Origin of the sequence: Olleya sp. AS48 (assembly GCF_038900355.1) — a bacterium.
In the GTDB taxonomy this organism is placed as follows: Bacteria; Bacteroidota; Bacteroidia; order Flavobacteriales; family Flavobacteriaceae; genus Olleya.
On record NZ_JBBMRD010000011.1, the window covers coordinates 1 to 18,970 of the forward strand.

The 18,970-nt window shown below is 31.0% G+C and carries 21 protein-coding genes; 9 read left to right on the plus strand and 12 right to left on the minus strand.

Translation table 11 applies throughout. The features are described 5' to 3' along the window. Nucleotides 1–119: 119 nt before the first annotated feature. Nucleotides 120–320: a dodecin family protein gene (locus tag WNY60_RS12895; RefSeq protein WP_099568818.1), complete on the minus strand. Its 201-nt coding sequence runs from the start codon at nt 318–320 to the stop codon at nt 120–122. Between the two features lie 121 nt (nt 321–441). Continuing rightward, nucleotides 442–1,344 (minus strand): NifU family protein, encoded by a 903-nt coding sequence (locus WNY60_RS12900; protein ID WP_342862600.1) that lies wholly within the window; start codon nt 1,342–1,344, stop codon nt 442–444. A 251-nt stretch (nt 1,345–1,595) separates the two neighbouring features. Here WNY60_RS12900 and WNY60_RS12905 point away from each other — a divergent pair, with 251 nt between their 5' ends. Further along, nucleotides 1,596–2,606, plus strand: a complete 1,011-nt coding sequence (locus tag WNY60_RS12905) for a type IX secretion system membrane protein PorP/SprF (RefSeq protein ID WP_145003556.1) — start codon at nt 1,596–1,598, stop codon at nt 2,604–2,606. Between the two features lie 63 nt (nt 2,607–2,669). Here the strand turns inward: WNY60_RS12905 and WNY60_RS12910 are convergent, their stop codons facing one another. Then, on the minus strand, nt 2,670–3,683 hold the full coding sequence (locus WNY60_RS12910) for an SIMPL domain-containing protein (RefSeq protein ID WP_342862601.1): 1,014 nt from the start codon (nt 3,681–3,683) through the stop codon (nt 2,670–2,672). A 207-nt stretch (nt 3,684–3,890) separates the two neighbouring features. Here WNY60_RS12910 and WNY60_RS12915 point away from each other — a divergent pair, with 207 nt between their 5' ends. The 4 genes from WNY60_RS12915 to WNY60_RS12930 all read left to right on the plus strand — a co-directional run bounded on the left by WNY60_RS12915 (nt 3,891) and on the right by WNY60_RS12930 (nt 7,756). After that, nucleotides 3,891–6,053 carry a histidine kinase gene (locus WNY60_RS12915; protein ID WP_342862603.1) on the plus strand — a complete coding sequence of 721 codons (2,163 nt, stop codon included), beginning with the start codon at nt 3,891–3,893 and terminating at the stop codon, nt 6,051–6,053. A gap of 2 nt (nt 6,054–6,055) precedes the next feature. Beyond that, nucleotides 6,056–6,430, plus strand: a complete 375-nt coding sequence (locus WNY60_RS12920) for a hypothetical protein (RefSeq protein WP_342862604.1) — start codon at nt 6,056–6,058, stop codon at nt 6,428–6,430. Nucleotides 6,431–6,444: 14 nt separating this feature from the next. Then, on the plus strand, nt 6,445–7,179 hold the full coding sequence (locus WNY60_RS12925) for a LytTR family DNA-binding domain-containing protein (RefSeq protein WP_145003543.1): 735 nt from the start codon (nt 6,445–6,447) through the stop codon (nt 7,177–7,179). A 61-nt stretch (nt 7,180–7,240) separates the two neighbouring features. Further along, nucleotides 7,241–7,756: a gamma carbonic anhydrase family protein gene (locus WNY60_RS12930; protein ID WP_145003540.1), complete on the plus strand. Its 516-nt coding sequence runs from the start codon at nt 7,241–7,243 to the stop codon at nt 7,754–7,756. An 87-nt stretch (nt 7,757–7,843) separates the two neighbouring features. Here the strand turns inward: WNY60_RS12930 and WNY60_RS12935 are convergent, their stop codons facing one another. The 3 genes from WNY60_RS12935 to WNY60_RS12945 form a co-directional block, all read right to left on the minus strand. Then, nucleotides 7,844–8,209, minus strand: coding sequence for a GTPase (locus WNY60_RS12935; RefSeq protein ID WP_145003537.1), 366 nt, complete (start codon nt 8,207–8,209; stop codon nt 7,844–7,846). A gap of 30 nt (nt 8,210–8,239) precedes the next feature. After that, nucleotides 8,240–8,464 (minus strand): hypothetical protein, encoded by a 225-nt coding sequence (locus WNY60_RS12940; protein ID WP_145003533.1) that lies wholly within the window; start codon nt 8,462–8,464, stop codon nt 8,240–8,242. Nucleotides 8,465–8,535: 71 nt separating this feature from the next. Then, nucleotides 8,536–9,330, minus strand: coding sequence for a DUF2797 domain-containing protein (locus tag WNY60_RS12945; protein WP_292942590.1), 795 nt, complete (start codon nt 9,328–9,330; stop codon nt 8,536–8,538). Nucleotides 9,331–9,372: 42 nt separating this feature from the next. Between WNY60_RS12945 and WNY60_RS12950 the strand changes: the two genes are divergently transcribed. Together WNY60_RS12950 and WNY60_RS12955 are read left to right on the plus strand one after the other, a co-directional pair. After that, the gene (locus WNY60_RS12950; RefSeq protein WP_342862605.1) at nt 9,373–10,887 is read left to right on the plus strand and encodes a GH3 auxin-responsive promoter family protein; all 1,515 of its coding nucleotides are present in this window, start codon (nt 9,373–9,375) and stop codon (nt 10,885–10,887) included. A gap of 326 nt (nt 10,888–11,213) precedes the next feature. Continuing rightward, nucleotides 11,214–11,771, plus strand: coding sequence for a hypothetical protein (locus WNY60_RS12955; RefSeq protein ID WP_342862606.1), 558 nt, complete (start codon nt 11,214–11,216; stop codon nt 11,769–11,771). Between the two features lie 78 nt (nt 11,772–11,849). On the opposite strand, the gene clpX is transcribed toward WNY60_RS12955, so the two are convergent. From clpX to WNY60_RS12985, 6 genes are all read right to left on the minus strand, one after another. Further along, nucleotides 11,850–13,082, minus strand: coding sequence for an ATP-dependent Clp protease ATP-binding subunit ClpX (gene clpX / locus WNY60_RS12960; RefSeq protein WP_099568831.1), 1,233 nt, complete (start codon nt 13,080–13,082; stop codon nt 11,850–11,852). Nucleotides 13,083–13,167: 85 nt separating this feature from the next. After that, the gene (clpP, locus tag WNY60_RS12965) at nt 13,168–13,842 is read right to left on the minus strand and encodes an ATP-dependent Clp endopeptidase proteolytic subunit ClpP (protein WP_145003521.1); all 675 of its coding nucleotides are present in this window, start codon (nt 13,840–13,842) and stop codon (nt 13,168–13,170) included. Nucleotides 13,843–13,982: 140 nt separating this feature from the next. Continuing rightward, on the minus strand, nt 13,983–15,311 hold the full coding sequence (gene tig / locus WNY60_RS12970; protein ID WP_145003518.1) for a trigger factor: 1,329 nt from the start codon (nt 15,309–15,311) through the stop codon (nt 13,983–13,985). A 132-nt stretch (nt 15,312–15,443) separates the two neighbouring features. Beyond that, nucleotides 15,444–15,797 (minus strand): phage holin family protein, encoded by a 354-nt coding sequence (locus WNY60_RS12975; protein ID WP_339809624.1) that lies wholly within the window; start codon nt 15,795–15,797, stop codon nt 15,444–15,446. Nucleotides 15,798–15,821: 24 nt separating this feature from the next. Further along, complete coding sequence (locus WNY60_RS12980) at nt 15,822–16,583, minus strand: alpha/beta fold hydrolase (protein WP_339809622.1); 762 nt, start codon at nt 16,581–16,583, stop codon at nt 15,822–15,824. 6 nt (nt 16,584–16,589) lie between these two features. Beyond that, nucleotides 16,590–17,303, minus strand: coding sequence for a pyridoxine 5'-phosphate synthase (locus WNY60_RS12985; RefSeq protein WP_145003509.1), 714 nt, complete (start codon nt 17,301–17,303; stop codon nt 16,590–16,592). A gap of 92 nt (nt 17,304–17,395) precedes the next feature. On the opposite strand from WNY60_RS12985, the gene WNY60_RS12990 reads away from it, so the two are divergent. Together WNY60_RS12990 and WNY60_RS12995 are read left to right on the plus strand one after the other, a co-directional pair. After that, the gene (locus WNY60_RS12990) at nt 17,396–18,055 is read left to right on the plus strand and encodes a CBS domain-containing protein (RefSeq protein ID WP_342862607.1); all 660 of its coding nucleotides are present in this window, start codon (nt 17,396–17,398) and stop codon (nt 18,053–18,055) included. Between the two features lie 2 nt (nt 18,056–18,057). Further along, entirely contained in the window at nt 18,058–18,927 is an 870-nt protein-coding gene (locus WNY60_RS12995; RefSeq protein WP_145003502.1) for an NAD kinase, read from the plus strand. Nucleotides 18,928–18,970 lie beyond the last annotated feature (43 nt).

An 18,970-nucleotide genomic window follows, 5' to 3' on the forward strand; every position in this document is an offset into this window, starting at 1 on the left:
AAAACAATTTAAAGCCCACTTTACTTTAAAAAGGTAATTAAGCAAGATTAAATAACACCAATAAAAAAGCCTGAACAAATGTTCAGGCTTTTTTTATAATACTATATTTAAAAAAGATGTTAGTTAACCTCAAATGTAATTTTAAGATTAACTCTAAAGTCTACAACTTCGCCATCTTTAACGCTAGCACTTTGATCTTGTACATAAACAGATCTAATGTTTTTAACGCTTTTAGACGCATGCTTTACTGCTTTTTTAGTTGCATCTTCCCAACTTTTATCAGAGTTTGATAATACTTCGATTACTTTTAATACTGCCATAATATTTAAATTTTAATTATTGTTTGTTTCTTAAAATTACAACTTTTAATACAATAATTGATGATTTAAATCTTCTAACAATATAGTAGTCGGGTTAAACAGTGTGTTTTATAGGTTGAAATTAACCATTTAGTGCTACAACAGATTCTACTTTTCCTGCTAACATCTCTTTAAGCATATTTTCAATTCCGTTTTTTAATGTAAATGTTGAAGATGGACAACCACTACATGCACCTTGTAAAATTACTTTTACGGTTTTAGTAGTTTCATCATAGGATTCAAATTGGATGTTCCCTCCATCACTTGCAACAGCAGGCTTAATATATTCTTCTAGAATGTTTACAATTTGCTTAGAGGTGTCATCTAATGTTTCAAAGTGTGCTTCTACTTTTTCTACAGATTTTTCAACAACTTCTGGTGCATTAGGTGATACTATTTCTTTAGCATCCTGTATGTAATTTTTTATAAACTCTCTTAATTCAAAAGAAATGTCATTCCATTCTGCGATATCATATTTTGTGATTGACACATAGTTTTCGTCAAAAAAGACGCTTTTAACAAATGGAAAATGAAATAATGCTGTAGCCATAGGTGATGGCTTAGCTGTTTCGATTGAGGTAAACTCGTAAGAAGAGGTAACTAATTTTTTGTTTGAAACAAATTTTAGTACTGATGGGTTTGGCGTGCTTTCCGTGTAAACGGTTACAGCAACCTTTTTTGTTACAGCAGTTTCTGACACAGCTATTCCACCATCGTTTAGGTAGGATTCAATCTGTTCTGCTACTTCAGTCTTAACATCGTTCCATTCTACAATATTATATCTTTCAATAGCAATAAAATTGCTAGATATGTAAACTTTTTTTACAAAAGGAAGATAAAATAATTGTTGTGCTAAAGGTGAGTCTTTAGCCTCGTCAATGTTGTTAAATTCAAAGCTTTGGTGCTTGGTTATAAATTGGTTTAATTCGAATTTAATTATGGTAGGGTTAGAGGTTTCTTGTATTGAAACTTTAAAATCACTCATTGTTACTTTTTTTTTGCAAAAATACTAAAGAAAAGTATAGATATCTATTATATTTGATTTTTATAAAATTTAACGATTTTTGAGGTTTATTTGATAAAACATTTTTATCTTGAACCTTTAACTTTTACGATTGAAATTATACGTTGTAAATTTATATATTTGAGACTCACTTTTAATTTTAAGTTAAAAGTTAGTTATAAACCCAATAGCGTAGCTATTTTATAGACCTGTCTACCTCGAAATAAGAGATTATGAGATTAAAAAACATATTTTTAATAGCAATTGTTGCTTTATTTGGCACTCAATTTTCAAAAGCCCAAGAGGGATTACCAATCTACTCAGATTATTTAACGGATAACTACTACTTGATTCACCCATCTATGGCTGGTGCAGCAAATTGTGCTAAGCTTAGGGTTACAGGAAGACAGCAGTGGTTTGGAGATGATGATGCTCCAAAGTTAATTACTGCTAGTGTAAATGGTAGAATTGGAGACTCGCAATCTGGTATTGGAGCTATTGTGTATAGTGATAAAAATGGATACCACTCTCAAACTGGTGCTTATTTTACTTACGCACACCATTTAATGTTTTCAAGAAGTACTACTGACCTAAACCAATTATCTTTTGGTTTAAGTGTTGGAGCGATACAATATAAGTTAGATGAAACTAGCTTTTTAGCTGATGGATTTGATCCTATTATTGCTGGAATAGAGCAGTCTGCTACTAATTTTAATGTAGACTTTGGTTTTTCTTACTTCTTATATGATTTTTATGCACACGCAACAGTAAAAAACTTACTGAAAAATGATGGTATTAATTTTAATGAGCAAGGTATAAGCTATGACAATTTAAGAACTTACTTAGTATCTGTAGGAAATACCTTTGGAAGCTATGGTAGCGAATGGAGTTTTGAGCCTTCTGCTATGTTTATGTATAGAGATGCTACAGAGGAAGCATCTTTTGACCTTAACATTAAAGCATACAAATCCGTAGACTTTGGTAAGGTTTGGGGAGGATTATCTTACAGACGATCTTTAGATGGTGCAGAATTTAGAGATGGATCTGGAGTAAGCAGCCAAAAACTACAATATATTACACCAATATTAGGTGTGGAAGTAAACAACTTTGTGTTTGCTTACAACTATAGCTACCAAGCAAACTCTGTAGTATTTAATAATGGTGGATTCCACCAATTAACATTAGGGTTTAACTTTAACTGTGGTAAAGAAAGATACAGTTGTAATTGTCCTGCAATTAACTAATTGTCAATATATAATTTATAAAAAAAGCCTCATTATAATGAGGCTTTTTTTTTATGGCTTTAATTAATGGTTAGTATTTAACTCTTTAACGTCAATGGTTCCGTCAGGTGATATAACAAAGTATTTATGTTTGATTTCTGTTTTAACAATAGGGTCTTGTTTTTGCTCAGCTGGTTTTGGTGTAAAATGTAGTTTTATTTCCATACCAATTTGTACAACAGGCTCTAATATTGAAGGATTAATTACAATATCATAGTTCTCGTAAGACAAAGGTTGGTAGTAATATGAGGTTTGTTTTTTTACTTCAGTAACACCTTTATCCTGTTTTAAAGCTTGGAAAGATATGCTGTTAAATGCCTGATAATTTTGATAAAAATCTTTTGGGAAGTAACAATATTTTTGATCAGCCATGACAGCATTATAGTTTTCTAATTTAAAACCTAGTAGATTGTAATATTCTTTTTTTTCGGTAATTAAATTTAAAAGTTTAGTTTGTAGATTCTTATACACATCAGCAATGTTTTCAATATAATAATCCACTTTTACCAAGTTATAAATTTCATTTTTAGCACAAGCAGTAAGAATTTTTTCAAATTGTTGTGTCTTAGTAAATTGGATGTGTATGTTTTGTTGCAGCTCAAATCCTTTAGGGACTTCAGTATACGTTTTGCTAAATAGCTTTTTAGTGACCTCTACCTCATAAACAGGAACAAACGAAATCACGTCAATAGCAATATCCTTTTCTAAAATTCCAATTGACGTTAACTCTGTTTTGATATTTGCAATACGATCATTTAAAAGGGTATTAGTGATTTCAGCAGTTTCGCCAATTTGAGTAACATTAAAAATAGCAGTGTAGGTAGTTGCTTTTACATTTTGCAACGCTCTAACGTCAATTATAATAGTACTGTTAGGATTTAAATTAGGTGTAACTTGTCTAAGTGAGTTACCATAAGCAATAGCATTTCCGCTAGTTATATTTTGTCTGGAAATGCCTTGATTAAGATTTCCCATGTGTTGTGCTTGGATGTTAATAGATAGTAAAGTGAATAGGGCAAATAATTTTGAATATTTCATAATTGCTTTAAGTTTTAATTTTGGTAAACCTATAAGCAACATATTTAAAACAAAAGCTAGATTGAGTAAACTAACAACATAAATGAGTCAGTTTGGTATATAAATGAGTTAAGACTATAATTTTGGTTATTTTACTTATCAAATTGAAAAAAGTACATTTTATTTAATGGGCTAAAGTGCGTAAGTTTATATTCTATAATTTAATAAATGAAAAACCTACGCATACTACTAACTATTTTGTTGTGTCTAACAGCACAGCAAATCATGCAAGCGCAACATCAGTTAAATAAATCTGAAGAGGCTACTTTTACTGTAAAAGGGTTAGTTAGAGAGGTGGATACTTATAATCCAATAGTTGATGTTAACATCCAAGTTAATGGAGGATCTTACACTAGTACCAGTTTAAGTGGCGAATTTAGAATTAATGTAAAAATAGGAGATGAGATTATGATTAGTCACAAGGATTTTGAGACTATTTATTACACGGTAAAATCCGATGACGATATAACCGTAGAAGTCCATGCCTTAATCGAGGATGCCTATGTTAAAAAGATAAAAACCAAATCTAATACTTTTAAAAGTACCATTGATTCAGCTGTTTTTTACAAGAAAATTTCAGCAGAAAAAAGTATACAGTTTATAACTGAAAGTATTCCAAAAAGTACATCTGTTAAGCAAAATGCCGAAGCTTTTGAGGTCTTAGCAGACATCTATATGTATTGGAAACAATACGATTTAGCGGTAACAAACTATCGTATAAGTTTAAATAATGTAAACTCAACAGACGTTAATTTAAAATTAGCTAAAGCCTATTTTAAAAACAAAAATCACCAGGAGAGTTTAGCCATTTATAATAATTTAAAAAATAGCGATTTGTCTAATTGGCAAAACGTAATACGTTACGAAGGATTAGGTGATGTGTATGCTCAAATCAATCAAAACAGTAAAGCAACGCAAGCTTATACAGAAGGATTAAAAGTAGCAACTACTAATCAAATTTTGCCTAAAGTTACAGACTTAAATTCTAAACTAGGAGAGGTTTACAATTCAGAAGGTAAAAAGGCTAAAGCCGAAGTTTTACTAGAAAACTCTGTAGCGCTTGCTGCTCAAGAAAATAAAACAAGAGAGGTTGAACAAAAAATTAAGTTTGCAGATTTTCAAAATGTCAATCAATCTTACGATCAAGAAATTAAAACCAGAAAAGAGATCATTAAAGATATAGCTGTTATTGAAAAAGACTCCATAATAGCTAACGAGAGTAACATAACTAAGCAAAAACAAAACTATAAAATTGGTAATGCGTATTTCCTTCAAAAGGAATATAAAGAAGCCATTCCATACCTAGAAAAAAGTATTGAAGAAGCAGATAAAAAAGAAGATTTAATAGTAAAAAAAGATGCGACTAAAAAACTAACAGATGTGTATGTCGAGTCTGGTAATTTTAGCGAAGCTAAATTAATGTTTGACGAGTATGTGAAAACCGTTGATCAACTATACATTAAAAAAGAGCAAGAAATATCGCAAGCAGCACGATTTAATAAAAGTATAGCCGAAAAGCAAAACCGAATCACAACTCTAGAAACAGACCGAAAGTTAACGCTAAGTCAAGTTGAATTATCTGAAGAAAAAAATAAAAGTCAACAGCTAATAATATACTCATTAATAGGTGGTTTATTCCTGTTGGCAGTAGCAGCTTATTTAATGTTTAAATATATAAAACAACAAAAATTGGCAAACAATTTATTGGCATTAAAGTCTTTACGTAGTCAAATGAATCCACATTTTATTTTCAATGCACTAAACTCGGTAAACAGTTTTATTGCGACTAATGACGAGAGGACTGCAAACAAATACCTATCCGATTTTTCTAAATTAATGCGTGCAGTTTTAGAGAATTCTGAAGAAGATTTTATTCCGCTTCAAAAAGAAATTGAACTTATAGAATTATACACAAAGTTGGAGCATTTCAGGTTTAAGGATAAGTTTGAATACACCATTAATATAGACAAAACTATAGATATCGAAGCCTATCAGATTCCGCCTATGTTACTACAACCCTACATAGAAAATGCAGTATGGCATGGACTACGTTATAAAAATGATATGGGATTGTTAGAAATTTCAATAACCAAAAAACAAAAAGGAGTGATAGCAATAACAATTGCAGATAATGGTATTGGACGTACTAAATCTAAAAGTTTAAAGACCCAAAATCAACAAAAACATAACTCTAAAGGATTAGGAAATATTAAAAAGCGAGTCTCTATTTTAAACCAAATGTATAAAGACAAAGTTGATGTGTTTATAGACGATAATGGAACAGAAGGAGATGTAGGGACAAAAGTAGTAGTGACAATCAAAAAAGATTAAAAATGAAATCCATTTTAGCTAGCTTAGTATTTTTAGTATTGATTTTAAGTTGTAAATCTTCTAAAATTGAAGAGCCATGTAAAAATATAATTAATAAATCACCTCTAAATATTAATTCTTTCACAGAGTTAGTTACTGCTGAAAACGATAAACGCGAAATAAGTATAATTGTGTTAGATGGGAAAGTAGCAAGTCAGGACCTTGTGGAAAAATTAATATTTAATAATAGTAAAAATAAAATAGTAAGTGCACAATCTGTAACAGATCCAAACGCTCCAGAGATAAATGGAAAGCGTAAAAGAGTATTAATTATTTATTCTACCATTTGTGGTCAATGGAAATTAAAAAAAGGTCGATTAACTTTAAAGGAAGACTAAAAATATAATAGTATATGAAACTAAACGCAATATTAGTAGAAGACGAAGCACAAAGTAGAGCCATATTAAAAAACTACTTAACTAAATACTGTCCAAAAGTTAATATAATTGGCGAGGCAGAAAACATAAACGAAGCCTTAGAGTTAATACGCACCTTAGATTTAGACCTAGTGTTTTTAGATGTAGAGATGCCATATGGTAACGCATTTGATTTATTAGACAAAGTTGGTGATCGTGATTTCGAAACCATTTTTGTAACCGCATATAACAATTACGCAATGGATGCCCTAAATGCACACGCATCTTATTATTTAATGAAACCAATAGATATTGACGAGCTCATTAAAGCAGTTGACTATGTATCCGAAATTAAGTTAAAAGAAGACGCATTACAAGACCAAGTATTAATACCTAAAACCAATAATGTAGCAGGTAAAATAACCATACCACAGCAAGACGGTTTTGAGGTGTTAAATACTAAAGATATTTTGTATTGTAAAGCAGATGATAATTATACTGAGATCTATTTAAACAACAATAAAAAGAAAGTAGTCAGTAAGACACTAAAATATTTTGAAGACGCGTTAACACCATCAGGATTTGCTCGTGTACACAAAAGCTACCTAATTAATGTAAGCGAAGTCGTTAAATACGTTAAAGGAAAAGGAGGAAGTGTTATACTTAGTAACGGACAAGAAATTATGGTGTCTGCTTCAAAAAAATCAGATTTATTATCTTACTTTAAATAACCCAATACCTCTATTCGGAAGTTTTAGAGAAACTAGCAAAAAATTTAAAAATAAACAACACATGCCAATAATAAAACCAGTAAATGGTAAAGCACCACAAATTACAGCAGACTGTTACATAGCAGAAAACGCTACCATAGTAGGAGATGTTCAAATAGGCAAACAATGCAGCATTTGGTTTAATGCAGTGCTACGTGGTGACGTAAATTATATAAAATTAGGAGACAAAGTCAATGTCCAAGATGGAGCAGTCGTACATTGTACCTATCAAAAATACCCAACCATAATAGGTAATAATGTATCCATTGGTCACAATGCTATAGTCCATGGATGCACAATCCACGACAACGTGTTAATTGGTATGGGAAGCATCGTAATGGATAATTGCGTAGTAGAAAGTAACAGCATTGTAGCAGCAGGAGCTGTCGTAACCCAAAATACAATAGTCCAATCAGGAAGCATTTACGCAGGTGTGCCAGCAAAAAAAGTGAAAGACATTAGCGAAGAGTTAATACATGGCGAAATAAATCGTATTGCCGATAATTACGTCAAATACTCAGGCTGGTTTAAAGAGTAATTTTTGGGCGTTACCACAAGGGTCGCGTCATCCATTATATCTTTTTTTGCCATATATGGCAGCAAAAAAAGGATGTCATTACTACCGCTAACGCAACCTATCGCAAGACTTAGACTCAATAGTAAGAATTAGTTCTTCCACAGATGTTAAGGACGCAATAGCTTTGCTTGACAAAAAGGGTTGTAACGTGTTATTGGTTTTGGATAATATAATTGGATAACTAAAATTTTTAGCTTTAAATTTTGCTTCAAACGCATCACTATGTAAAAATTCAATATCTAAAGGAGTTCTGTTTCTAAAATCTTTCCAAATTGTGTTTTCTGTAAAGGTATTAAACGTTAAAGCGCATAAATTACAAGCGTAAGTTTTAGGGCTAAATAATTTATGCGCAATATCTAGTGCTAGGTTTTTAAAACCTGATTTGGCATTATAAACAAATACTAGTGTAGTCATATACACTAAGTCGTAAAACAATTAAAATAATTACTTTCTGTAATTAAAAGGTTTGTCTTCGTAAAAATGTTCAAATGTTTTATCCGTAAAGTAATGGTCTTTTAATACCTTATAAACCATAATAGCAACAAATACTTGACCAATAACAGTTAGGTAAAAGACCCAACTAAAAGACATATTCATTGCTACCATAATGGTAACAGTAATTAATAACAAGGTGGTAATAGCCACCCAAAACATTGCAGGCGTTTTCATAGTTTTTTATTTACAATTTACTAAAAACTAGAGAGATATGTTTTATGCGACTCGTTAATTTATTTATAAAATTAAGTAATACTAATGTTTACAACCAAACCTTCATTACTTCTAATATTACAAACGGTATTATCTTCAAAAATTAAATATTGTCCTTTGATACCTTTTAAAACACCTGTGTAATGTGGTGTCTTTGTAAAATTTAAAGACTTTGGTTTTGTTGGATATTGTAATACCGGAAATTCAATATTAGTTTCCTGATTGTCTTCAATAAAATATTGTTTTGCTTCATCAGGAATATACTGTTTTAGCTTATCACGCCATTCAATTAAATTTTCATCCTTAATATCATTTTTAAGCATGGTACGCCAATTAGTTTTATCACCAACATAATCCTTCAAAGCAACCTCTGTAATTCCAGCTAGATACCTGTTAGGGACTTCAACAATCTCAATAGCTTCATGTGCACCTTGATCAATCCAACGCGTTGGGACTTGACCTTTTCTAGTAACACCAACTTTTACATTGCTAGAATTGGCCAAATAGACAATGTGTGGTTGTAGTTGTACTTGCTTTTCATAGGCTAAATCGCGCTCTTCAATATCCAAATGGGCTTGACTTAACTCGGGTTTCATGATCCAATCTGCTGCTTGCGGAATCTCAAAAAAGCAACTTTTGCAAAAACCTTGACGGTAAATAGGCTTATCTAAATGGCAATTTAGACACTCGTATTTTACAAAACTAAACGTTAAGGTTTTGTCTAATAATTGGTTAATATTAATAAAGTCATTTTTAAAAACCATATAGTAATTTATAGGTTTAGAAAACTCGGTTTGCATTTTTGTCAACACACCTTGGTAGGTCATAAAAAAAAGTATTATTTTTAAAACTTAAAGATACAAATAACTATGCCAATTCCTCTTGTTAATTCTATTGCTTCATGGTTTTTGAAGAAGCGTTTTCATCAAATAGAGTTGTTTTTAAAGTATCCAAATGAGGTGCAGCAAGAGCTATTATTTAGTTTACTAGATATTGCTAAAGACACTGAGGTTGGTAAAACACACGAATTTGCTTCAATAAAAAACTATGCAACCTTTGCGGATCGCGTACCAATATCTACTTACGAGGATTTACAGGATAGTATTGAACGCTCAAGACAAGGTGTAAATAATATTTTTTGGCCAAAACCAATCAAGTGGTTTGCAAAATCTAGCGGAACAACTAGTGCTAAAAGTAAGTTTATTCCTGTTAGTTTTGACAGTCTAGAGGATTGTCATTATGCAGCAAGTAAAGACCTATTATGCATGTACCTTAATAATAATGAAGATTCGCAATTATTTACGGGTAAAAGCTTAAGGTTGGGAGGTAGTAAAGAACTGTACAAAGAAAACGGAACAGCATTTGGAGATTTAAGCGCTATTTTAATAGATAATATGCCTTTCTGGGCAGAGTTTAGTAGTACACCAAGTAGTAAGGTTAGTTTAATGAGTGATTGGGAAACTAAAATGGCTGCTATAGTTAATGAGACTATAAACGAGAATGTTACCAGTCTTGCAGGTGTACCAAGTTGGATGTTAGTTTTACTTAATAACGTATTAGATAAAACCGATAAAACAAGTTTATTTGACGTTTGGCCTAATCTAGAAGTGTATTTTCATGGAGGTGTAAGCTTTAATCCGTATATCGAGCAATACCGAAATATACTACCAAAAAAAGATTTTAAATATTACGAAATTTATAATGCATCGGAAGGGTTTTTTGCAATCCAAGATAAAAATTACTCTGGCGATTTATTGTTAATGTTAGACTATGGTATTTTTTACGAGTTTATCCCAATGGATACATTTGGGACTAAAGACCAAAAAGTAATACCATTAAGTGAGGTACAACTTAATAAAAACTATGCAGTTGTAATTACAACTAATGCTGGACTTTGGCGTTATATGATAGGTGATACCGTAAGGTTTGTCTCTATCAGTCCCTATCGTATAAAAGTGTCAGGACGCACAAAACACCATATTAATGTTTTTGGTGAAGAGTTGATTATTGAAAACGCTGAAGATGCTTTAAAAAAAGTATGTAAAAAGACGAAGTCAGAAATTGTAGATTACACAGCAGCTCCAATATTTATGGATGGTAAAGAAAAAGGTGCGCATGAGTGGTTAATCGAGTTTAAAACGCCTCCCAAGGATATTAATTATTTTAATGAGCTGTTTGATAATGCACTTAAAAGTCTAAACTCAGACTATGAAGCTAAACGTTATAATAATATGACATTAAATAAACCAAAAATACACATAGCTAGAGAGCAGTTGTTTTATGATTGGTTAAAGCAAAATAATAAGCTTGGAGGCCAACACAAAGTCCCAAGACTATCTAATACGCGTCAATATATGGACGAGCTAATACTTTTAAATACATAGGTAACAGTTGGCGTTATGTATTGTTCTTTTTAGCTAATGTCTATTTTGTAATTATCATAGTTTAAATAAATCAGTCTATTTGTTTGGTTATCAAACAAATAAAACATATATTAGTCTTGCTATTAATCTGGCTTTAAGGGAAGTCATATTGAATTTAATCAAGAAAAACCACTTTAAACGATTTGTCTAAAGTGGTTTTTATTTATTACAAAGTTGGATTATTAAAATAAATGTATAAAAAATTTGTATAATTTTAATTTAGAGTAATTAATTAAAAATCAAAACATTATGACTCTGCTAAAAAAGTTACTTATCTATTATTAGCAATGTTGTTTATTGCTTGTTCCTCAGAACACGAAACAAAGACAGCACCAACCGATATCATTGATAGTAATGAAATACAAACTAAATTTTTATTTAGAGAAGCTCTTAAAGATTTAGATATTAAAATTAAAAATTTTAAGAACGAAAAAAAATTAGAATTAAGTAATGACTTAATAATAGGTCAAGACAATAATGGTTTTGTTTTTAAAGAGGAAAACATTAAAGAACTAATTTCTCTTCAAACTAAACGTGTAGGACTACTCACAGGTTATGATATTGTGATTTCTGAATTTGATTTACTAAAAGCTAACGATAATGATGGTTATCCAATGTTAATAGTTAAAGGCTATTGTAATCAATCAAAAGAGGTCTTAAGCGTTGGACTTGATCTTTTAAAACTTGAAAAGGGTTATAGTTATAGAGTAGAAGATCCTATATCTAGTGTAGTATGTGCAGGATGTCGACGAGGTTGTAATCCAAAACGCGATATTAGTGGAGACGGTTATTGTACAGAGTGTAAAATATCAAATAGTAATTGCACTAAAACAGAGACGCTATAATTAAATATTAATTTTATAAGAAAAAACCACTTTAAACAGCTGTCTAAAGTGGATTTTTTTAATTGCGTAAACTATAATTTATGAGACTGCTTTTAATTTTTTAATAGTAGTCTTGCTTAATTTTTGTTCAGCGTAAGCTTTTGTTACATTTAGTTTTTTAGTATCGCTACCAGGAAGTTCAAACATGGCGTCCGTAAGGATTTCTTCGCATAAGCTTCTTAATCCACGAGCACCAAGTTTATACTCTATAGCTTTGTCAACAATAAAGTCTAAAGCACCATCAGTCATACTCAGCTCTATTTCGTCCATTTCAAACAGCTTTTTATATTGTTTGATAATGGCGTTTTTAGGCTCTGTTAAAATAGCTCTTAACGTTTTACCGTCAAGAGGATCCATGTAAGTTAAAACAGGTAGACGTCCAATAATTTCTGGTATTAAACCAAAGTCTTTTAAGTCTTTTGGGATAATGTATTGTAATAAATTATTATGGTCTACAACATCTTCTTTTATAGAAGCGCTATATCCTACAGCTTGCATATTTAATCGTTTAGATATGACACGCTCAATACCATCAAAAGCACCACCAGCAATAAATAAAATATTTTCGGTATCGACTTCAATAAACTTTTGGTCAGGATGTTTACGACCACCTTTTGGCGGAACGTTAACTACAGTACCTTCTAAAAGTTTTAGTAAAGCTTGTTGTACACCTTCTCCTGAGACATCTCTTGTAATTGATGGATTATCGCTTTTACGTGCTATTTTATCAATTTCGTCTATAAACACAATTCCTTTTTGTGCTTTATCTAAATTGTAATCTGCAGCTTGTAATAATCGTGTTAAAATACTTTCTACATCTTCACCAACGTAACCAGCTTCTGTTAATACAGTTGCATCTACGATAGCTAAAGGTACGTTTAACATTTTTGCAATGGTTTTAGCCATTAATGTTTTACCTGTACCTGTTTGCCCAACCATTATAATGTTTGATTTTTGAATTTCAATATCATCATTAGTTGGCGGTTGTAATAAACGTTTGTAGTGGTTGTAAACTGCTACAGACATTACTTTTTTTGTATATTCTTGACCTATAATATACTGATCTAAAAAGCTGTTTATTTTTTGCGGTTTCTTCAGCATTAATTCTGCTGAAAGATCTTTAGTGTCTTCTTCTTTAGATTCTTCAACAACAATACCATGTGCTTGCTCAATACATCTATCACAGATGTGTGCATCTAAACCAGCAATTAATAAATTGGTTTCTGGCTTTTTCCTACCACAAAACGAACATTCTAATTCTTCCTTTGCCATTTTTTTTGTTTAAAAGCCAAAGGTTAATTATAAGTTATAAATTGATTTAAAACTTATAATTAACATGACCCTTTAATTTAAATATTTAGTTACGAGCTAAAATCTCGTCAATCATTCCGTATTCCTTAGCTTTATCAGCTTTCATCCAGTAATCTCTATCACTGTCTTCGTACACTTTATCATAATCTTGTCCAGAATGCTTACTAATAATCTTATAAAGCTCTTCTTTTAGGATTAAAATTTCACGCGCAGTAATTTCTATATCACTAGCTTGACCTTGTGCACCACCTAAAGGTTGGTGGATCATTACGCGAGAGTGCGTTAAACCACTACGTTTACCTTTTTCTCCTGCACATAATAATACTGCTCCCATTGAGGCTGCCATACCTGTACAAATTGTAGCAACATCTGGTTTAATAAATTGCATGGTGTCGTAGATACCTAATCCTGCATAAACACTTCCTCCTGGAGAGTTAATGTATATTTGGATGTCTTTATTAGCATCTGTACTTTCTAAAAATAATAATTGCGCTTGAATAATATTAGCAACTTGATCATTGATACCTGTTCCTAAAAATATAATTCTATCCATCATTAAACGCGAAAACACATCAAATATAGCAATGTTCATTTGACGCTCTTCAATAATATTAGGCGTTAAGTTAGTAGGATACATACTACTTATAATTTTGTTGTAATACGTACTACTTATACCTTGATCTTTTATAGCGAATTTTTCGAATTCTTTTCCGTAATCCATAGTCTGCTTAAATGTTATTTTAATTGAAAAAATTAGGCGCTGTTTAGTCTTGCTAAACAACGCCTAAAGATAATGATTATTTTGTTAAACCGTTCCTAATACATTCTTATCAAATTGATAAAAATATTTGGGAAGATTTATTATTTATCACCATACACTTCTTTAACAAAAGCATCATAAGACATTTCTTTAGTCTTGATGTTTGCTTTTTCTTTGTAAAGGTCCAGTAATTTTTGACTTACTACTTGCTCAGAAATACGTCTCACTTCATCTTGGTTTCCTAATACACGTGCTGCGATGTCATCTAATTCTTTTTCAGAAGGATTTAATTGTCCAAACTGTGCCATTTGCATTTTAATCATGTTTTTGGCATTTGTTTTAACGTCTTCAAAGTCTACTTTAAGGTCGTTGTCCGACATTAATTTACCTTCGATAAGTTGGTAACGTAAGCTTTTTTCTGACTTTTCGTATTCTTCTTTAGCTGTTGCTTCATCCATTTCTTTTTCACCTGCAGATTGCATCCATTTTGTTAGGAATGCTGCTGGTAAATCAAATTTAGTGTTGTCAACTAAGTATTCTGTTACGTCGTTTAATAACTTTTGATCAGATTGTTGTACAAATTGCTTTTCTGCATCTTCTTTGATTTTAGCTTTAAGTTCTGATGCTGATTTAACTGCGTCTTTTCCAAAAAGTTTATCAAATAAATCTTGATCTAAATCTGCTAATTCACGTCTGTTTATTTCTGTTATAGTAAAAGTAACTTCTATATCTAATCCGTGAGCATCATCGTGTTGGATTTTTAAAGCGTTCATTAATTCATGATCGTCTTCGTATAATCCTTTAGTTTTTAATGTAATTACATCACCAACTTTAGCACCAATAAATTTCTTTTCTGTTGCTTTTCCTTTAAACTTATCTAAAGTAATAGTAACTGTGTTATCTATTTCTTTTTCTTCGTTTTTAAAAGTACCAGTGATTTCGCTATCCTTTGTAACTTCCGTTTCAGGTGTGATTTTACCGTATTGTTTTTGGATACGTTCCACTTGCTCATCAATCATTTTGTCATCTGCAACGATGTTGTAATGTGTAATGGCTGTTTTGCTTTTTAAATCAACATTAAATTCTGGAGCTAGACCTAATTCAAATTCAAATGAAAAAGAATCAGATTCCCAGTTTATTTCTTCTTGCTGCTTAGGTAATGGTTGCCCTAATACATCTAATTTTTCTTCAGTTAAATATTTGTTTAATGCATCTTGAAGTAATTTGTTTACTTCATCAACTAATACTGCTTTACCGTATTGTTTTTTTACCATTCCCATTGGTACTTGACCTTTTCTAAATCCTGGGATGTTAGCTGTTTTTCTGTAGTCTACTAAGATTTTTTCAACCTTATCGTTATAATCTTCTTTAACGATTTCTACTTTTACTACAGCATTTAATGCATCAATGTTTTCTCTTGTAATATTCATTTATAAATGATATAAAGCCCTAAAAGGGCATTTAACACTAGTTTTTTTTAATTAAAAAGGTGTGCAAAAGTACTACTTTTTTATAGTATTGCAAAGTTTTTAACATGTTGTGTTACAGACTATTTTTAAGTTTTACTTAGTTTTAGTATCTGATTTTAAAAAGGATTGTAATAGGGATTGTAAAATTGATAGTAGAATACTAAATAATATGGCTGTCCAAATACTTGATACAGCAAAGCCATCAATAAATTTGTCTGCTAATAGTATTATTAAACCATTAATAACAAATAAAAATAACCCTAAGGTTAAGATGGTTATAGGAAAGGTTAGTATTACAAGTATAGGTTTGATTAATAGGTTTAAAATAGATAATACTATGGCAACAATTACTGCAGTTAGATAGCTGTCTACCACAACTCCGTTTAATATATGTGCTAAAACAAATACTGCTATAGCGTTAAGTAGTAATCTTATAATTAAATTCATAATTTATGTTTTAGTTATTAGACCTTAATTTACAAAATTTGTTACAGCATTATAAAAATCTTCTGGGTTTTCTGCATGTAACCAATGTCCAGCATTACTGATGGTAATAATATTGGCTTCTGGAAAGTGATTTTTAATAATTGCTTGGTCTTGATTGCCTATATATTCGCTTTTATCACCTCTTAAAAACAGTGTGTCTCCTTCAAATTTAGCGTGTATTGGTAATGCCTCTCCAACTTCGGATACGTTTTCGGTTAAAACATCTAAATTCATCCTTAGTGCTAATTTTCCTTTTTCAATCCAATATAGATTTTTTAATAAAAACTGTCTTGTCCCAGAATCTGACACATAGTTTGCTAGTTGTTTGTCGGCTTGACCTCTGCTTTTTATGACATTTAAGTCTAGGCTATTCAAACCTTCTAGTATAGCGTCATGATGTATTGGGTAAAAACGTGGTGATATGTCTGCTATTATAAGTTTGCTTACAAGTTTTGGATATTGCGTTGCAAAAAGCATAGCTGTTTTTCCACCCATGGAATGTCCTAATAATATGGCATCCTTTATATTATTAGTGTCAAAATAATGTTTTAAATCTTCAGCTAAAGCTTCATAATAAAAATTGTCGTCATGAAAACTTCTACCATGATTACGTTGGTCTACAAGATGGACTTGAAAATGCTCAGCAAATTGATTACCTAAAGTTTTCCAATTATCACTCATGCCTAAAAAGCCATGTAGTATTACAAATGGTTTTCCTTCTCCAATAATATTTGAGTGTAAGAGCATATGGATTTATTTTAGTTTATTTTTATACATGTTAACCACGTTTTCTATTCCTAAATATAAACTTTCAGAAACTAAAGCATGACCTATGGATACTTCTAGTAATCCAGGCATATTTTGTTTAAAGTATTGTATGTTATCTAAGGATAAATCATGTCCTGCATTAACACCAAGTCCTAATTTATTGGCTAGTTCGGCACATTTTGTATAAGGTAATATGGCTTCTTTGTTACCTAAACTATATTGATGTGCAAAAGCTTCGGTATATAACTCAATTCTATCTGTTCCTGTTGCTTTGGCACCTTCTATTTGTGCTAAATCAGGATCGACAAAAATAGATGTTCTGATGCCCTTTTTCTTAAATTCAGTTATTACTTCAACTAAAAAAGCTTTGTTTTTAATGGTGTCCCAACCTGCATTACTTGTTAATGTGTCAATACTATCAGGTACTAAGGTTACTTGTGTTGGTTGTAACTCTAAAACCATATCCATAAATTTTGGGATTGGATTACCTTCAATATTATACTCGGTATAAACTACAGATTTTAAATCGTAAGCATCTTGGTATCTTATATGACGTTCGTCTGGTCTTGGATGTATAGTGACGCCTTCGGCACCAAAACGTTGTACATCTTTAGCAAATTGAACCACATTTGGTGTGTCGCCACCACGAGAATTTCTTAAAGTAGCAATCTTGTTGATATTTACGCTTAATTTTGTCATACTATTCTATAATTTAAAACACAAAAATACAAAGTATAAGAGGCTTTTTGTGCTAATTTTTAATTAATTTGCAAAACTAAAGTTTTAATAAAATGAACCTTTCAGATTACATAATAAACGATATAAAACCATTACTTAATTCTGGGTTAGTAAGCGATTTGCAATTGCTTTTTAATCAGTTGACTTATTCTCATATTCCTATAAAAAATGACGAAGGTGTGTATATGGGATGTATATCAGAGAATGATGCACATTGTTTTCAAAAAGTTGAGGTTATTTCGGATTTTGCTTATGCTACCGAAGGTTTTTTTGTTAGAGAGGATACTAATTGGTTGGATGTTTTGGAGGCGTTTGCACAAAACTCTTCCAATATAATGCCTGTTTTAAATAACAGTAATAAATATTTAGGGTATTATGAGCTTAATGATATTATTGGATTATTTAATGAAACCCCTTTTTTCTCAGAAAATGGAGCGGTTTTAATCATAGAAAAAGGATTGCCAGATTATTCCTTTAGCGAAATTAGTCAGATTGTAGAAAGTAATGATGGTAAATTATATGGTGCGTTTATTTCTAAAATAGAAAATGATATTGCACAAATAACTCTAAAAATTGGTAATGTAGGATTAAGTGAGATCATGCAAACTTTTAGACGTTACAGTTATAATATTGTATCTGGTCACGAGGAAGATAGTTACTTGGATGGCTTAAAAGAGCGCTCTGATTATCTTAATAAATACCTAAACATGTAATAATGAAAGTTGCCATATTTAGCCAATTTCAGAAAAAAAAGCCACTAGCATCTCTAGAGGTATTGTTAGATGTTTTAAATAATAAAAATATTGAAGTTAATATTGAGGATGCCTTTTATAAAGGTGTATCGTCAAAATTAAATACCGCTTATCAAACTTTTACTGCACTAGACTCTAGTTATGACTTTTTAGTAAGCATTGGTGGAGATGGTACCATATTAAGAGCCATAACATTAGTGCGAGATTTAAATATACCAATAGTGGGTGTTAATACAGGAAGATTAGGATTTTTAGCAACTATCCAATATGACCAGATTGAAGACGCTATACACGCTATTTTGAATAAAAAATATGCTATTTCAGAGCGTAGTTTGTTAACTATTGAAAGTTCTGAGGATAACGCCGAAATTAATTCTTGCAATTTTGCTTTAAATGAAATTGCTGTAAGCAGAAAAAATACCACCTCTATGATTACGGTTGAAACCGAATTAAATGGAGAATATCTTACGTCATATTGGAGTGATGGCTTAATAATTTCTACACCAACAGGATCTACAGGCTACTCATTAAGTTGTGGTGGTCCAGTAATTACACCTAATGCTGCAAGTTTAGTGTTAACACCAATTGCACCTCATAATTTAAGTGCAAGACCATTAGTTATAGACGACACTACAGTTATAACTTTAAAAGTTAATGGACGCGAAAAAAAACATTTAGTATCCTTAGATTCTAGAATAGCAACATTGTCCAATAAAACAACTATCACAATCAAAAAAGCACCATTTACTATTAAAATGATAGTTTTAAATAACGAAACTTTTCTAGATACACTCCGTAAAAAGCTACTTTGGGGTGAGGATAATAGAAACTAAACAATAATTTGTTGTTAAATCTGTTTAAAAGTGTAACTATTTC

Excerpts from the sequence above, each read along its gene's own strand:
- WNY60_RS12910 (WP_342862601.1), bottom strand. The coding sequence starts at position 3,683 with ATGAAATATTCAAAATTATTTGCCCTATTCACTTTACTATCTATTAAC.
- WNY60_RS12945 (WP_292942590.1), bottom strand. The coding sequence starts at position 9,330 with ATGACCTACCAAGGTGTGTTGACAAAAATGCAAACCGAGTTTTCTAAA.
- WNY60_RS12930 (WP_145003540.1), top strand. The coding sequence starts at position 7,241 with ATGCCAATAATAAAACCAGTAAATGGTAAAGCACCACAAATTACAGCA.
- WNY60_RS12955 (WP_342862606.1), top strand. The coding sequence starts at position 11,214 with ATGTTGTTTATTGCTTGTTCCTCAGAACACGAAACAAAGACAGCACCA.
- WNY60_RS12935 (WP_145003537.1), bottom strand. The coding sequence starts at position 8,209 with ATGACTACACTAGTATTTGTTTATAATGCCAAATCAGGTTTTAAAAAC.
- WNY60_RS12985 (WP_145003509.1), bottom strand. The coding sequence starts at position 17,303 with ATGACAAAATTAAGCGTAAATATCAACAAGATTGCTACTTTAAGAAAT.
- WNY60_RS12940 (WP_145003533.1), bottom strand. The coding sequence starts at position 8,464 with ATGAAAACGCCTGCAATGTTTTGGGTGGCTATTACCACCTTGTTATTA.
- WNY60_RS12900 (WP_342862600.1), bottom strand. The coding sequence starts at position 1,344 with ATGAGTGATTTTAAAGTTTCAATACAAGAAACCTCTAACCCTACCATA.
- WNY60_RS12950 (WP_342862605.1), top strand. The coding sequence starts at position 9,373 with ATGCCAATTCCTCTTGTTAATTCTATTGCTTCATGGTTTTTGAAGAAG.
- WNY60_RS12915 (WP_342862603.1), top strand. The coding sequence starts at position 3,891 with ATGAAAAACCTACGCATACTACTAACTATTTTGTTGTGTCTAACAGCA.
- WNY60_RS12980 (WP_339809622.1), bottom strand. The coding sequence starts at position 16,583 with ATGCTCTTACACTCAAATATTATTGGAGAAGGAAAACCATTTGTAATA.
- clpX (WP_099568831.1), bottom strand. The coding sequence starts at position 13,082 with ATGGCAAAGGAAGAATTAGAATGTTCGTTTTGTGGTAGGAAAAAGCCA.
- WNY60_RS12995 (WP_145003502.1), top strand. The coding sequence starts at position 18,058 with ATGAAAGTTGCCATATTTAGCCAATTTCAGAAAAAAAAGCCACTAGCA.
- WNY60_RS12920 (WP_342862604.1), top strand. The coding sequence starts at position 6,056 with ATGAAATCCATTTTAGCTAGCTTAGTATTTTTAGTATTGATTTTAAGT.
- WNY60_RS12975 (WP_339809624.1), bottom strand. The coding sequence starts at position 15,797 with ATGAATTTAATTATAAGATTACTACTTAACGCTATAGCAGTATTTGTT.
- tig (WP_145003518.1), bottom strand. The coding sequence starts at position 15,311 with ATGAATATTACAAGAGAAAACATTGATGCATTAAATGCTGTAGTAAAA.
- WNY60_RS12990 (WP_342862607.1), top strand. The coding sequence starts at position 17,396 with ATGAACCTTTCAGATTACATAATAAACGATATAAAACCATTACTTAAT.
- WNY60_RS12895 (WP_099568818.1), bottom strand. The coding sequence starts at position 320 with ATGGCAGTATTAAAAGTAATCGAAGTATTATCAAACTCTGATAAAAGT.
- WNY60_RS12905 (WP_145003556.1), top strand. The coding sequence starts at position 1,596 with ATGAGATTAAAAAACATATTTTTAATAGCAATTGTTGCTTTATTTGGC.
- clpP (WP_145003521.1), bottom strand. The coding sequence starts at position 13,842 with ATGGATTACGGAAAAGAATTCGAAAAATTCGCTATAAAAGATCAAGGT.
- WNY60_RS12925 (WP_145003543.1), top strand. The coding sequence starts at position 6,445 with ATGAAACTAAACGCAATATTAGTAGAAGACGAAGCACAAAGTAGAGCC.